This is a genomic window from Actinomadura fibrosa (assembly GCF_900659615.1).
GTDB lineage: Bacteria > Actinomycetota > Actinomycetes > Streptosporangiales > Streptosporangiaceae > Spirillospora > Spirillospora fibrosa.
In genome coordinates, this window is the sequence record NZ_CAACUY010000224.1 from 1 (window position 1) to 14,265 (window position 14,265).

The 14,265-nt window shown below is 75.2% G+C and carries 12 protein-coding genes; 9 read left to right on the top strand and 3 right to left on the bottom strand.

Translation table 11 applies throughout. The features are described 5' to 3' along the window. Both E1300_RS39615 and E1300_RS39620 read right to left on the bottom strand, forming a co-directional pair. Positions 1-220, bottom strand: a 220-nt coding sequence (locus tag E1300_RS39615) for a hypothetical protein (protein ID WP_207400219.1), incomplete at its 3' end; no start/stop codon positions are given. Further along, complete coding sequence (locus tag E1300_RS39620) at positions 217-918, bottom strand: hypothetical protein (protein WP_131762342.1); 702 nt, start codon at positions 916-918, stop codon at positions 217-219. The genes E1300_RS39620 and E1300_RS39615, both read right to left, overlap by 4 nt. Before the next feature lie 241 nt (positions 919-1,159). On the opposite strand from E1300_RS39620, the gene dut reads away from it, so the two are divergent. From dut to murJ, 9 genes are all read left to right on the top strand, one after another. Then, positions 1,160-1,633 carry a dUTP diphosphatase gene (gene dut / locus E1300_RS39625; protein ID WP_131762343.1) on the top strand — a complete coding sequence of 158 codons (474 nt, stop codon included), beginning with the start codon at positions 1,160-1,162 and terminating at the stop codon, positions 1,631-1,633. A gap of 3 nt (positions 1,634-1,636) precedes the next feature. Beyond that, on the top strand, positions 1,637-2,467 hold the full coding sequence (locus E1300_RS39630; RefSeq protein WP_131762345.1) for a DUF3710 domain-containing protein: 831 nt from the start codon (positions 1,637-1,639) through the stop codon (positions 2,465-2,467). A 343-nt stretch (positions 2,468-2,810) separates the two neighbouring features. Then, entirely contained in the window at positions 2,811-2,891 is an 81-nt protein-coding gene (locus tag E1300_RS54365) for a 50S ribosomal protein bL37 (RefSeq protein ID WP_503104942.1), read from the top strand. A 31-nt stretch (positions 2,892-2,922) separates the two neighbouring features. Beyond that, on the top strand, positions 2,923-7,173 hold the full coding sequence (locus tag E1300_RS39635; RefSeq protein WP_131762347.1) for a HEAT repeat domain-containing protein: 4,251 nt from the start codon (positions 2,923-2,925) through the stop codon (positions 7,171-7,173). Positions 7,174-7,198: 25 nt separating this feature from the next. After that, positions 7,199-7,897: a TetR/AcrR family transcriptional regulator C-terminal domain-containing protein gene (locus tag E1300_RS39640; protein WP_131762349.1), complete on the top strand. Its 699-nt coding sequence runs from the start codon at positions 7,199-7,201 to the stop codon at positions 7,895-7,897. Between the two features lie 144 nt (positions 7,898-8,041). Beyond that, entirely contained in the window at positions 8,042-9,016 is a 975-nt protein-coding gene (locus E1300_RS39645; protein WP_131762351.1) for an NAD(P)-dependent alcohol dehydrogenase, read from the top strand. Between the two features lie 141 nt (positions 9,017-9,157). Further along, positions 9,158-9,955 (top strand): ABC transporter ATP-binding protein, encoded by a 798-nt coding sequence (locus tag E1300_RS39650; protein ID WP_131762353.1) that lies wholly within the window; start codon positions 9,158-9,160, stop codon positions 9,953-9,955. Between the two features lie 2 nt (positions 9,956-9,957). Continuing rightward, entirely contained in the window at positions 9,958-11,313 is a 1,356-nt protein-coding gene (locus tag E1300_RS39655; protein WP_131762355.1) for an FtsX-like permease family protein, read from the top strand. Positions 11,314-11,429: 116 nt separating this feature from the next. Next, on the top strand, positions 11,430-13,244 hold the full coding sequence (gene murJ / locus E1300_RS39660; protein ID WP_242619686.1) for a murein biosynthesis integral membrane protein MurJ: 1,815 nt from the start codon (positions 11,430-11,432) through the stop codon (positions 13,242-13,244). 9 nt (positions 13,245-13,253) lie between these two features. Here murJ and E1300_RS39665 read toward each other — a convergent pair. Next, a partial coding sequence (locus E1300_RS39665) for a L,D-transpeptidase (RefSeq protein WP_131762357.1) occupies positions 13,254-14,265 on the bottom strand: 1,012 nt, incomplete at its 5' end.

Here is a 14,265-nt window from a genome sequence, read left to right on the forward strand (position 1 = left end):
CGTCCCGCCACATCAGCAGCCCGGCCGCGCCGCCGAGGCCCGCGACCGCCTCGGCCGCGAGCACGGCCGCCGCGACCGGACCGGCCAGCGACGGCGGGAACGTCCTTTGTGCGCGCAGCGCCGCCGCGAGGGTGCCGGGCCGCCTGAGCTGCCCGAACAGCGATCCCAGCAGGACGAGCGGGACGGCGACCGCGGCGGTCCCGGCGAGCAGCGCGGTCACCGGACCGCCTCCACCGCCAGCCCGGCCAGGCGGCGCGGGATCTCGCGGACCCGGTCCTCCTCGGGCAGGACGGTCACCAGCAGCGACCGGAGCGCCAGCAGGAAGTAGGGGCCCTGGCCCTCGATGGTGTCCTGGAAGAGCTCCCCGCCCGCGACCGGCGCCCCACGCCAGGACGGCAGCCGCTTGCGGGTCTGCCCGGTCAGCGCCGTGATCTCCAGCAGGCCGAGGCCCGGGACCTCCTTGACCATCTCGGCGGGCTCGGGCCGCCGGGCTCGGCCGCGCGGGACGGCGGTGATCCCGTCCGCGTGCTCCGTCAGCCGGATCGTGCCGAAGAACGCCACGGCGTCCGCGGGCCGACCGTGGTACAGGTGCGTGAACACCGCGTGGCGGCGCCCCTCCCAGACGGCGGCGAGGACGGGATCGCTCACCCCCGTGTCGGCGTCGCGGCTCTCCGCCCGCCCGACCCGGAGGCGCCCGTCCTGGATGCGGAACTCCTGGTCGAAGCGCTCGACGCCGATGTCCTCCGCCCAGGACAGCGCGTCCGCGCGGGTCCCGCCGGAGATCTCGTGGAGGCGGCCGTCCGCGGCGATCCGCGCCACCGAGGTGCAGGGACGGCCGAGGTCGTGCGGGCCGGTGATCCGGACCCGGATCCCGTCCAGCGATCGATGGGTGATGGTTCCCGGTGACAGCGGGCTCATCCTGTGCCCTCCCGTGCGGGTCGTGCTGCACGCGACAGCCGTGACGCTACGCGCGTTCTGCCCGGATAACCCCAAACCTTCCGGAAGCGGTCACCCGCCGGGGCGGGTAGGGTGCCGCCGGGACTCGCGCGCGCGGCGGCGTTTCGCACCGGTACGCCCGCGGGACCCCCGGTAAGGTCGGGTGGCTCCTCAGCAGCCGCGGCGACCGCCGGCGCGACGCTCCCGAACGTGAGGTGAACCCGTGGGCAAGGTCGATGTGCTGATCAAGCGGCTCGATCCCGGGCTGCCCCTCCCCGGCTACGCCCACGCGGGCGACGCCGGCGCCGACCTGGTCGCCCGCGTCGACGTCGAGCTCCCCCCGGGCGAGCGGGCCGTCGTCCCGACAGGCGTGGCGATCGCACTGCCCGACGGCTACGCCGCTTTCGTTCACCCGCGGTCTGGTTTGGGCGCTAGGTTGGGGGTGACCATAGTGAACGCACCCGGAACGGTCGACGCCGGCTACCGGGGCGAGATCCAGGTGACCCTGCTGAACACCGACCCCCGCGCCACCGTCTCGCTGCGGCGCGGAGACCGCATCGCGCAGATGGTCGTCCAGCGGGTGGAGCAGGCGGTGTTCCACGAGGTCGCCGAACTTCCCGGATCGGCGCGCGGAGCCGGCGGATTCGGCTCCACGGGCGGTTTCGCGGATAATGAGCACAGTCGAGAAGGAGCGTGAGTCGTGGCTTTTGGACGTCGCCGGCAGGCCGAGGAGCCCGCGAAGGACACCGGGGTGACCGAGGAGTCGGCGGAGGCCGTCGACGAGGCCGTTGAGGACGCGGAGGCCCCCGCCAAGGCCGACTCGGGCAAGGGCGGTCCCTGGGACTCCGAGGACTCCTTCCCCGAGATGCAGCGCCTCGACTTCGGATCCCTCCAGGTGCCGGTCGCCCCGGGCCTCGGATTCCAGGTCAACTTCGAGGCCACCCAGGTCGACGAGGAGGGCAACCCGCTCGACGGGCGCCCCGTCGCCGTCCTGGTGCAGTACGAGGAGAGCGCCATGCAGCTCCAGGTGTTCGCCGCGCCCAAGCGCAGCGGCATCTGGGACGACGTGCGCCGCGAGACCGCCAAGGACATCCAGGAGGAGGCCCAGGGCCAGACCCAGGAGGGCGAGGGCCCGTTCGGCCCCGAGCTCCTGGCGATGGTCCCCGCCGCGCTGACCGAGGAGGTCCTCGCGGAGATGCCGCAGGAGGTCCGCGAGCAGATCCCGGCCGAGTTCATCGAGCAGGGCTGGGCGCCGCAGATCATCCGCTTCCTCGGCGTGGACGGCCCCCGCTGGTTCCTCCAGGCCGTCGTGCAGGGCGCCGCGATCGAGGACGAGGAGCAGTGGCAGGTCCTGGAGGACGTCCTCCGCGGCGTGGTCGTCGTCCGCGGCGACGCCCCCATGCCCCCGCGCGACCTCCTGGAGCTCCAGATCCCCAAGGAGTTCAGCGAGGCCGGCGAGTCCGAGGACCAGGCCGCCGAGCAGACCTTCGACCCCTTCGAACGCGGCCCCGAAATCACTGAAGTTAGATAGCAGTACCCTCGGCGGTCGGCCCTAGCGGGCCTCCCTTCAACGGGCACTGTGTCGATTGCAGTGCCCTCGGCGGTCGGCGCTGGCGCGCCTCCCTTCAACGGGCACCGCCGCGATCGCTGGCATCGCTCCGGCTCGCCCAGGGGCTCGCTGCGCGATCAAGTTCTCGCTTCGCTTGAACTTGGCTTCGCACGCGATCGCAACGTTCCGGTCGGCGATTGTTGGGCTTCAGACGGGTGGCGCCGGTTCTCGCGTCCTTTTCGGACGCGCGGGCCGGCGCTTTTGCTTCTGGCGCGCGTGACCGGTTGCTTGCCGGAAGGGGGCTTGCGGGTGGTCAATCGGTGGCATGTCGAAGAAGACGCGCAAGCGCCGGGCCCGGAAGCGCGGGAAGCACAACAAGGGCAAGCGGCCCAACGCCCGGCACTGATCACCGGTGCGGCCGTCCTAGGATCGGCGGCATGGCGTCGGCGGACGAATCGGGCGTGGCCGGGCTCGATGCCCGGACCTGCACAGCGGCCGAGCTGAAGGACCTCCTCGGCCATGGGGACGCGCGGGTCCGCGCGATCGCCCTCCTGCACCTGGCCGACCGACTGGACGCGGGGCTCGACGAGGACCCGGCCGGGTATGCCCCCTGCCTGCCGTCCGTTCTGGAGGGGCCGCCCGAGGCGGCGCTCGCGTTGGCACGCGTGTTCCTGCGGTTGCGCGGGCATCTCGGGGTGTGGCCGCGGTGGCGGGAGGCGGGGCTGCCCGTCCGCGTGCGGATCGCGTGGCTGCGGGCGGAGATCGCGGACCGGCCGTCCACCGTGCGGGACGAGCCCGCCGGGGACCTGCTCTACCAGGCCGTTCGCGAGCTGCGCGCGGTGGACGTCGGTGATCCCGAGGCGTTCGTGCGCGAGCTGGCCGGGCGTTCCGATCGCGTCCTGCGGGGTGAGGCGTTCCGGATCGTCCGCGATGCCCTCGTGGGGGCGCTGCTGGCGCCGGGGCGGGCGAGGACGATCATCGAGGATCTCGCCGCCGACGTCCCGGAGCCGCTGGAGGAGCTGGCCGCGCCGTGGGCGGCCCTGGAACCGCTGCCGGAGGAGCGGGTGCGCCGGTTCCTCGCCGCGGGTCCCGCCGGGGCGGCGATCGAGGTCGCGGGGCGGCACGGGCACGCCCGGCTGCTGCGCGAGGTCGCCGCGGATCCCGGACGGCCGCCAGAGGTGCGGCGGCGGGCCCTCGAACTGCTCGGCGGCCTGGCGACCCGCGACGACATCGGTGATCTTCTGCGGGTCGCGGGCGCCGATCCGCTGCTGCTCGCCGGGCCCGCCGTCGCCTGCCTGCGCGGGATGCACGCGCGCGGCCACTTCCCGGCCGACCGGGACGTCCCGGCGGTCGTCGGCCTCGCGCTCGCCGACCATCGCGTGCCGGCGGAGGAGGTCGCGGCCGTCCTGTTCTCGTCCAGGCACGCGATGCTCCGAGAGGTGACGGCGGCGGAGGACTCCCTCTCCTGGCCGCGTCGGCTGGATCTGCTGGTCGCGCTGCACGAGCAGGGCGCCCCGGGCGTGGACGTCGGCGCCGCTGTCACGGAACTGGCGCCCGGGGCGGACGATCCGGCCCCGTTCCTGCGGGCGATCCGCGCGCTCCGGTACGAGCCTGCCGAGGAAGTCGTCCTGGCGTTGCTGCCTCGTGCGCCGCGTGAAGCGCTTGACGCTCTGGAGGCCGTGGGCGGAGCGCGCACCGCGGCCGTCCTGCGCGGGGAACTCGACGGGGACAGCGCCGCTCACCTGCGTCCGCACAGGCATCGGGCCCTGGAACTGCTCTGGCACCTGACCGCGGACGCCGCGGGGAGGCGGGCACTCCTGGAGCGGCTCGACCCGCGGGACCTGCCGCCGCGGATCGCCGACGATCTCGGCGGGCCGGACGCGGGCGAGCTGGCGCTGCTCCGCGCGGGCTTGGACCCGGACGATCCCGTCGAGGCGCTGTGCAGGCTGGCGCGCAACGGCGACGCGTCCACCGTGCCGGTGATCGGCGACCTGCTGCTGCGCGTGGCCGCGGAGCGACCGGACGTCCCGGACGAGGCCCTCGCCGCGATCCGCGGCCTCGGCGCGCGGCTGTTCCGGCGGCGCGCGATCCGGCCGCGCTGCCTGCTGGACGCCAGCGACGCGGAGGCGGCCGGGAACGCCCTGCTCGCGAGCCTGGTCCTCGACCTGCTCGACCGTCCCGGGCTCGTGGCGGCGGACCGGGCCGCGCTGCTCGGTGTGCTGCGCGAGGTCCCGTACCGGCGGGCGAAGGCGCGCGTCCACCCGCTGCTGCGCGACCGGGACGAGCAGGTCCGGGCGCAGGCCATCGCGGTGATCGGGCGCGACGACGGCGACGCGCGGGTGATGGCGGCGAGCCTGGTCCCGCTAATGGCGTCCGAGGACGTCCGGACGGTCCGGCAGGCGCTGCTCGCGCTGGGGGAGGCGGGCGTGGGCCAGGGGGCGGTCGCGGCGTGCCTCGACCACCCGAACATGAACGTCAAGAAGACGGCCGCGGCCGTCCTCGCCCGCGCGGGCGGCCCGGACGCCGTCCCGAAGCTGCTGTACTGGCTCGGTCACCACGACAATCCCGGCCTGCGGGAGGCCCTGATCGGCGCGTCGCGGGCGGTCCTGGGCGACGCGTTCGCCGCCACCGTCATCGCGGCGGCGGATCGCGCCGACCATCGCGCGCGGGACCTCCTGCTGCGGAGTCTGGACGGCCTGCTCCCGGCCCGCTCCATCGCGGCGCTGGCCGACCAGGGCTCGGCGGCGGGCGGCGCGCTGCTCGGCCTCGTCGCGGACGGCCTGGTCGCGCCCGCGCCCGGACCGGTCGCCGAGCTGGCCCGCCACGGGATCACGGTGCCCGGCCGGGCGCCCGCGCCCGCCGCGGACGTCGAGGCGCTGATCGAGCACGGGTGGAATGCCGGGATCGCGCGCCGTGTCGTGGACGCCCACGAACGCAAGCCCTACGCGGCCCCCTATGGCCGCCTTCGCCCCATGCTGGCCGACTTCCTGGGGCTGGCCGGCGTCCGGGCGACCCGGTTCGCGCTGCGAATCTGCCCACCGCCCTGGACGGACGCGGAACTCGACGCCTTCGCCAGGTCGGCCCGCACGCTCATCGACGCCCTCCCGGACACTGATCGGCTCATGGAGGCGCTGCGCGAGGCCGTTCCGCGGCTGGGTCCGGCCGAGCGCCTCGGCCTCGCCGAGCATGTGCGCGGCCTGCCGCTGGGACGGGACGGTCTCGTCATCCTGCGCCTGTGCGACGCCGTCCTGACGCGGGCCGACCTCGATCGCGCGCTCGCCGCCGGACGCGGGCCAGGCGAGGAGGACGTCCTGCGCGAGGCGTTCGGGCAGGAGCCGGTGGACGCTCCCGCCGAACCGGACTGGCGCGACGCCCTCCGTGCCGCGGTCCGCGACGCCCGGTCGCTGGCACGGCTGCGCGCGGCGGCCGGGGGCGGCGGGCCGTCCCGCGACCGCCTGGACGCCCTGATCAGCGTCTACCCCTCGGCGCCCGCGACCGTCCGCGGCCCTCTCATCGACTGGATGCTCGACCTGCAACCGCTGGATGCCCCGCCCTGGACGCTGGCGGAGGAGGCGCGCGACCCGGGAACGGAGGCGCGCGTCCCGCGTCCGGACGACCTGGACCAGCCGCGTTCGGATGCGCAGCGCGACCGCCTGCTCGCCATGCTGGGCGACGCGTCCGCGTCCCGCCGCGACGGCGCCGCCCGCGTCCTGCGCGACTGGCCCGAACCGGCGGTGCGGCTCGCCCTGCTCCGCGCCTACCTGGACGGCCGCATCGGCATCGCTCCCGACATGACCGGCCTGACGGACCTTCCCGAGGACGGCGAGCGCCTCGCCCGTCTGGCCGAACGCCTCGATCCGGCCGAGTTGGAGCGGTTCGTCCCGGTGCTCGTGTCCCTGTGGGAGGAGGGCGGCCCGTCCGCGTCCGCCGCCGGGGACGCGCTGCGCCGGACCGCCCCCGACCTCGTCGCCGAAGCCGTCTCCGCGCGGCTCGCGGACGGCGCGTGGGGCCTGCTCGATCTCCTCGCGGGCCGTCCGCTGCTGCGCACCCCCGATCTGGAACGCGCACGCCGGCGCCTGCTCGACGAAGGGCGCGACGACCTCGCGGACGCCCTGGTCCTCGTCGACGGCCCGCTCCGCGCACCGGACGCGCGTCTCGCCGACGAGGCCGCGCTCACCGCGCTCCGGCAGCGTCCGGCGCCCGATCCCGGGCCTTCACGCGCTGACCTGCTCCGGCAGGCGCGGGAGGGCGGCCCGAAGGAGATCCGCCGGGCCCTGACCGCGCTCGCCGAAGGCCCCGTGGACGCCGATCTGGAGGACGTGCTGTCGGCTCTGCTCGTCCATCCCGAGACGAAGGTGAGGCTGCACGCGCACCGCGTCTCCCGCCGCGTCCTCGACCGGCCCGCCTACCTGGAACAGACCGTCCGGCTCCTGGACGATCCCGAACCCGACGTGGTGCGCTCCGCCGTCCGGGCACTGAGCCACGCCGGACACCGGCCTGCCGTCCCCGGATTGATCGCGTTGCTCTCGCATGCGCACCGGCTCGTCCGGCAGGCCGCGGAGGAGGGGCTCGTCCTGATCGGCGAGCCCGCCGTGCCGGCGCTGAAGCACGCGGTGGGCCGCGCCCGTCCCGACCGCCGCCACCGCTACACCGGCCCGCTGGAGAGGATCGCGGCGGGCCGCACGTGATCTCCGGTGGCCTTACCGTGTCATCATGGCCCCACGCACCGACGCCGACGCGGAGACCGAGCGGCCGCGCATCCCGCTGAGCCGGCGGCGGGTGCTGCGCGCCGCCGTGGCGATCGCCGACCGCGACGGGCTCGGCGCGCTCACGATGCGGCGCCTCGCGCAGGAGCTCGGGGTCGAGGCCATGTCGCTGTACCACCACGTCGCCAGCAAGGAGGCGGTCCTCGACGGCCTCGTCGAGGTGGTCCTCGGTGAGGTCATGGCGGCGGTGGACGAGGTCGGCGCGCCGTCCCCCGAGGACTGGCGGACCATCTTGCGCGCGCGGATCCTCGCCGCCCGCGAGGTGTTCCTGCGCCACCGCTGGGCCCCGCGCGTGCTGGAGGGGCGCACCACGACGAGCCCGCTGGTGATCGCCTACTACGACGGTGTGGTCGGCGTCCTCCGCGCGGGAGGGTTCTCCTACGACCTGGCCCACCGCGCGCTGCACGTCCTCGGCAGCCGCGCCCTCGGGTTCACCCAGGAGCTGTTCGATCCCGACCCGGGCGACGCCGAGGTCGCGGACCCCGCCGCGATGGCGGAGCAGTTCCCGAACCTCGCCGGGATGCTGGCGCAGGCCGTCCACGACGACCCGGACGGCACGCTTGGCTTCTGCGACGACCAGTTCGAGTTCGAGTTCGCCCTCGACCTGATCCTCGAAGGGCTGGAACGCCGCCGCGCCGGCGGCTGAGCCGTCCGCAACCTCCGATGAAGCCGTCCGGAAAGCCCTGATCGGGGCGATCCTTCCTGCGGCCATTGACTGCCTTACGGCGTACGAATACCTTACGACGTACGACAGCCTTACGCTGTACGACGAGGCCCGGAGGAGAGCCCGATGAAGGCCTGGACCTGGAACCGCTACGGCCCGCCCGACGTCCTGACCCTGCGCGACGTAGCTGAGCCCGCCATCGCCCGCGACGAGGTCCTGGTGCGCGTCCGGGCGGCGTCCGTGAACCCCTACGACTGGCGCCACCTGCGCGGCGACCCGTTCCTCGCGCGCCTGCACGCCGGGCTGCGGCGGCCGAGGAAGGGCCTCCTGGGAGCCGACCTCGCCGGGGTCGTCGAACGGGTCGGCGCCGACGTGGCCACGCTGCGTCCCGGAGACGAGGTCTTCGGCGAGGTCCCGTTCGGGTCCTTCGCGGACGCCGTCGCCGCCTCGCCGGAGAAGCTGGCCGTCAAGCCCGCGAACGTCACCTTCGAGCAGGCGGCCGCCGTGTCGATGGCCGGGCACACCGCGCTCCAGGCACTCCGGGACGCGGGGCGGCTGTCGGCGGGGCAGCGCGTCCTGATCAACGGCGCGTCCGGCGGCATCGGGACGTTCGCCGTCCAGCTCGCCAAGGTGCTCGGTGCCGAGGTCACCGCGGTGTGCAGTACCCGCAACGCCGACCTCGTCCGCTCCATCGGCGCCGACGACGTCGTGGACTACACCCGCGAGGACTTCACGACGAGAGCCGCGCGGTACGACCTGCTCGTGGACATCGTGGGCAACCGCTCGCTCCGGGACCTGCGCCGCCCCCTCAAGCCGCAGGGCACGCTGGCCCTCGTCGGCGGCCTCGTCGGCGGCGGCCGCCTGCTCGGTCCGGCCGCGCAACTGCTCCGCGGCGCCCTTGTCTCCCGCTTCGTCAGCCAGCGGATCGTCACCGTCAGCTGGAAACCCAACGCGGAGGACCTGCGCTACCTGGCCGGCCTCATGGAGACCGGCCGGCTCACCCCCGTCATCGACCGCACGTACCCGTTCGTCGAGGTCCCCGACGCGCTCCGCCGCCTGGAGACCCGCCACGCCCAAGGCAAGATCGTCGTCTCTGGCTAGACCGCCCCGGACCGCGGCGGGCGATGGTGGAGTTTTGCCTACCCCGATAGGTGTGGTGGACCCATCCTCTGCGATCTCCGCCGTCCGTAGCTTCGTTCCCAGAGGCGCTCCGCGAGGGGGCACCGGGTGGGAGGTAAGGCGATGTTGGGACGCAAGGCGGCACGGCCGGCCGGGGACGCGGGCGGCGAGGCGCTGCGGCTGGAGGGGGTCCGCCGGGTCTACGGGCCCGAGGGCAACCAGGTGGTGGCGCTGGACGGCGTGTCCCTGTCGCTGCCGGTGGGCTCCTTCACCGCGGTGATGGGGCCGTCCGGATCGGGCAAGAGCACGCTGCTCCAGTGCGCGGCGGGCCTCGACCGGCCGACGGCGGGGCGCGTGTTCGTGGACGGCGCGGAGCTCGCGGGCGGCAGCGAGGCGGCCCTGACGAAGTTCCGGCGGCAGCGGATCGGGTTCGTGTTCCAGCAGTTCAACCTGCTGCCGACGCTGACCGTCATGCAGAACGTGACGCTGCCGCTCAAGCTCGCGGGGCGCAAGGTCGACCGGCGGCGCGCCCAGGAGGTCCTGGAGCGCGTCGGCCTCGGCGACCGGCTCGACCACCTGCCGTCGGAGCTGTCCGGCGGGCAGCAGCAGCGCGTCGCGATCGCGCGGGCCCTCGTCACCGAGCCGCGGGTCGTGTTCGGGGACGAGCCGACGGGCGCGCTCGACACCCGCAGCGCGCGGGCGGTGCTGGCGCTCCTCCAGGAGGCCGTGCGCGTCTACGGGCAGACGGTGGTGATGGTGACGCACGACCCGGTCGCCGCCGCGCACGCGGACGCCGTCCTGTACCTCGCGGACGGGCGGATCGTCGGCTACCAGCAGGCGCCGACGGCCGAGACCGTCGCCGAGCGGATGACGCACCTGGCCGACGAGGTCGAGCGCCAGCGCATCACGGCGGGGGTGTGACGATGTTCGGACTGGCAATGCGCTCGCTGCGCAAGCGGGCCGGCGCGTTCGGCGCGAGCTTCCTCTCGATGTTCCTCGGCGCGACGATCCTCATGGCGTTCGCGTCCATGCTCGACACGGCGACCGGCGACGGCGTCACCGGCACCGCCAGGGAGACCCTGGTGACGATGGCGTCGGTGGTCGGCGGCTGGGGCCTGATCCTGGTGGTGTTCGCCGTCACCTCGACGCTGACGCTGTCGGTCCGGCAGCGGGCCGCGGAGATGGCGCTGCTGAAGAGCGTCGGCGCGACCCCGGCGCAGATCGGCCGGATGATCGTCGGTGAGGCGGCCGGGGTCGCGGTCGCGGCGGGGCTGCTCGCGATCGTCCCGGCCGCGCTCGCCGGGCGGGGCATCGTCGGGCTGCTGCACGACACCGGCCAGGTGCCGGCGGACGTCCCGCACGCGTTCGGGCCGATCGCGGTCTCGATGGGGCTCGGCATCACGTTCGTGTCCGCCACGGCCGCCGCGCTGATCACCGCGCGCCGCGCCGCGCGGGTCCGGGTCGCGGAGTCCATGGCGGACGCGGCGGCGGAGAAGACGCGGCTGAGCCGCAAGCGCATCGCCGGCGGGGCGCTGTGCCTCCTGCTGGCCACCTACGCGGCGGTCCTGACCTGCACGCTGATGAAGGGCAAGGGCACGGACGCGATGGCCTCGGCCGGGCAGGCCGACATCGCCGCCGCGATCGGGTTCGCGTTCCTGGCGCCCGCGATCATCCGCGGCGTGACGGCGCTGCTGGCGGCCCCGCTGCGGGCGTTCGGCGCGGCCGGCGACCTCGCGGTCACCACGCTGCGGCGGCGGACGGGCGCGATGTCCGCCGCGGTCACCCCGATCATCCTGTTCACCGGGACCGCGGTCGGCACGCTGTACCTCCAGGCCACCGAGAACGCCGCGACGGACGCGGCGGGGCTGAGCAAGACGGCCGACCAGAAGGGCGTGGAGACGCTCAACCTCGTGGTCATCGGCATGGTGGTGGTGTTCACCGCGATCATGCTGGTGAACACGCTGCTCGCGGCGACCGCGCACCGGCGCCGGGAGTTCGCCCAGGCCCGGCTGACGGGTGCGACGCCCGGCCAGGTGCTCGGCACGGTGGCGCTGGAGTCGGCGGTGCTGACCGTGATCGGCGTGGCCTGCGGGACGGTGGCGTCGGTCTTCACGATCGTCCCGTTCGGGATCGCCCGGATGGACTCGCCCACCCCGGACGGCAGCGTCTGGATCTTCATCGGGGTCGTCGCGCTGGCGGTCGTCCTCACCGGCGCGACGACGCTCGGTTCGGCCCGCCGCGCCGTCCGGGTCCCCGCGGTCGAGGCGGTGGCCGCCTGACCCCGCCGCGCCACGAAGGCCCCGCTCCGGCGGGGCCTTCGTGCGTCGGGGCGCGGCCTCCGGGAAGGGGCGCCTCCGGCGCGGCATACTGCGGCTGACGCACGGGGGTGGTGCCGATGGACGAGCGCGAGCAGCGCCGGGTCCTGATGCCGGGGGTCTTCGAGGCGGCGGAGGAGGCCGAGCCGCCCGGCGAGCCGGAGCCGGGGCTCGTCCCGGTCCGCGACCCGGACGACGTCGCCGACCCGGGCGCGGCGGGGCGGCCCGGCTCGGAGCGGGACGAGATCGGCGCGGCCGCGCAGGCCGCGCCGCCGGACGTCGCGCACTTCAGCGCCGTCATGGCGGTCGGGACGCTGTTCTCCCGCGTGACCGGGTTCCTGCGCACGGTCGTGATCGGCGCCGCGCTCGGCACGGCGCTGCTCGGCGACGCCTACCAGGCCGCCGAGATGATCCCCTACACCGTGTACGAGCTGCTGCTCGGCGGGCTGCTGGCGAGCGTGTTCGTCCCGTTCCTGGTCAAGCGGCGGATGGGGGACGCCGACGGCGGGGCGGCGACCGAGCGGCGGCTGGTCGGCGTCGCGCTCCTCGCGCTGGCCGTGCTCACCGTGGCGGCGGTGCTGGCCGCCGGCCCGCTGATCTCGCTGTACGCGGGCGGGTACACCGGGCGGCAGCGCGAGGTCGCGGTGCTGCTGACCCGGCTGCTGCTGACCCAGATCTTCTTCATCGGCGTGAGCGGCCTCGCGAGCACGCTGCTGAACGTCCGGCAGCGGTTCGGCGCGCCGATGTGGGCGCCGGTGGCGAACAACCTGGTCACGATCGCGGCGGCGCTGCTGTTCCTGTGGGCCGCGGGGCCGGGCCGGACGCCGGAGACCGTCACGGACGGGCAGCTGACCCTGCTCGGCGCGGGGTCCGCGCTCGGCACGGTCGTGCAGAGCGGCCTGCTCGCGTGGGCGCTGTGGTCGGCGGGGTTCCGCGGCCGGCCGCGGCTGGACCTGCGCGGCTCGGGGTTCGGCGAGGCGGCGCGGACGGCGACGTGGATGCTGCTCTACATCGTCGTCGCCCAGGCCGGGGTGCTCGTGACCGCGAACGTCGCGACCCGCGCGGGCGCCCGCGCGTCCGCGGCGGCGGGCCATCCGGTCACGGGCAGCGGCCTCGCCGTGTACCGGTTCGCGCTGGTGGTCTTCCAGCTCCCGTACGCGATCATCGCGGTGTCGGTCATCACGGCGCTGCTGCCCCGGATGAGCGCGCACGTGGCGGACGGCCGCCGCGACCTCGTCCGCGACGACTTCTCCCGCGGCCTGCGGCTGGCCTGCGCGCTGCTCGTCCCGCTGTCGCTCGGCATGCTCGTGTTCGCGATCCCCGGCTCGGTCGCGCTGTTCGCCTACGGCAGCACCACGCCGGACGGCGCCCGCCGCATCGGCGCGGTGCTCATGGTCTTCGCGGTGCTGCTGCTCCCGTTCACGCTGCACCAGCTGCTGATGCGCGTGTTCTACGCCCTCGGCGACACCCGCACGCCCGGCCTGATCGCCGTCCCGGCCGGGATCGCGCAGGCGGCCGCGGCGCTGGCGCTGCTCCGGTTCGTCCCGGCGCGGCAGGTCGTGCTCGGGCTGCCGGCGGCGTACGGGCTGTTCTACGTCGTCGGCGCGGCGGGCGCGGTCTGGGCGCTGCGCCGGCGGCTCGGCGGCATGGACGGCCGCCGGATCCTGCGCACGGTCACGCGGCTGCACGTCGCGGCGCTGCCCGCCGTCGCGTTCGCGGCCGCGGTGGTGTGGGCGTTCGGCCGCATGCCCGGCGAGCGGCTCCCGGGCCTGCTCGCCGTCGTCGTCGGCAGCGCCGGCGGGGGAGCGCTGTACCTGGCCGCGGCCCGGCTGATGCGGGTCGCGGAGCTCGGCTACTTCACCGCGATCGCCCGCGCCCGCCTCCGCCGGACCTGAGGCGGGCCGTCAGCGCGCCGTGGCCGGGACGGTGACGACCGGGCGGCGCAGGGCGCTGCCCGCCAGCCACGACGACCAGGGGAGCTGCCAGTAGCCCCAGCCGTTCGTCCACTCCAGCGCCCGGTCGGTGCCGGTGACGGTGACGACGTCGCCGCGCAGCGACCCGGCGTAGAACCAGCTCGCGAAGTCCGGCGGGGCGTTGACGCAGCCGTGGCTGACGTTCTCCCTGCCCTGCGACTTCACCGACCACGGCGCGGAGTGCACGTACTCGCCGCTGCTGGAGATCTGCACCGCGTGCCGGACCTTCATCTTGTAGTAGCGCGGGTCCTTCTTGTCGGTGACGCCCATCCACGCGGAGCTCATCACGACCGGGTCGCCCTTGCCCATCGTGAGGTGGACGCCGCTGGTCGTCGTGTACGCCCGGCGGCCGCCCTTGCCCGCGCTGATCCCCACGCTGCGGACCGTCCGCCCGTCCACCCGGACGGTCATCCGGTGCCGCCGGGCGTCCACCGTGCTGAGGCGGGCGGGGCCGACGCGGAAGCCCGCCACGGTCCCGGACGCCCCGTAGACGCCGGGCGCCGACCGCACCCCGGCGGTGTGGGCGATCAGGGTGACGCGCTCCCGCGCCGGCCAGTACCGCCGGGGCCGGAACACGACCTGCTGCGGCGTCGTCCAGCGCCAGGCGCCCGTGACGCGCCGGACCGTCCGGAGTTCGAGGGACCGCTCGACGGCGGCGCGGCGCCCGATCGGCCGGTCGAAGGTCACGATCATCGGCATGCCCACGCCGACGGTCTCGCCGGGCTGCGGCGTGACGTCGCTGATCCGGAAGGTCGCGGACGGGCGGAGCGTCGTGAACCGGGCCGCGGCCGCGGTGCGCTTGCCGCCGTCCGTGCCGGTGGCGGTCACCGTGTAGGCGGTGCCGGGTTGCAGGGTCCAGCGCGTCCGCCAGGAGCGGCGGTCGGCGGCCATGCGCCCGGCGGCGGGCGCCGTGCCGGCCCGCGCGCCGGCCTCCGTGGCGACG

What these genes read in the sequence shown, in the direction of transcription:
- E1300_RS39650 (WP_131762353.1), top strand. Translation starts at nt 9,158, where the DNA reads ATGTTGGGACGCAAGGCGGCACGGCCGGCCGGGGACGCGGGCGGCGAG.
- E1300_RS54365 (WP_503104942.1), top strand. Translation starts at nt 2,811, where the DNA reads ATGTCGAAGAAGACGCGCAAGCGCCGGGCCCGGAAGCGCGGGAAGCAC.
- murJ (WP_242619686.1), top strand. Translation starts at nt 11,430, where the DNA reads ATGGACGAGCGCGAGCAGCGCCGGGTCCTGATGCCGGGGGTCTTCGAG.
- E1300_RS39640 (WP_131762349.1), top strand. Translation starts at nt 7,199, where the DNA reads ATGGCCCCACGCACCGACGCCGACGCGGAGACCGAGCGGCCGCGCATC.
- E1300_RS39645 (WP_131762351.1), top strand. Translation starts at nt 8,042, where the DNA reads ATGAAGGCCTGGACCTGGAACCGCTACGGCCCGCCCGACGTCCTGACC.
- E1300_RS39655 (WP_131762355.1), top strand. Translation starts at nt 9,958, where the DNA reads ATGTTCGGACTGGCAATGCGCTCGCTGCGCAAGCGGGCCGGCGCGTTC.
- E1300_RS39620 (WP_131762342.1), bottom strand. Translation starts at nt 918, where the DNA reads ATGAGCCCGCTGTCACCGGGAACCATCACCCATCGATCGCTGGACGGG.
- E1300_RS39635 (WP_131762347.1), top strand. Translation starts at nt 2,923, where the DNA reads ATGGCGTCGGCGGACGAATCGGGCGTGGCCGGGCTCGATGCCCGGACC.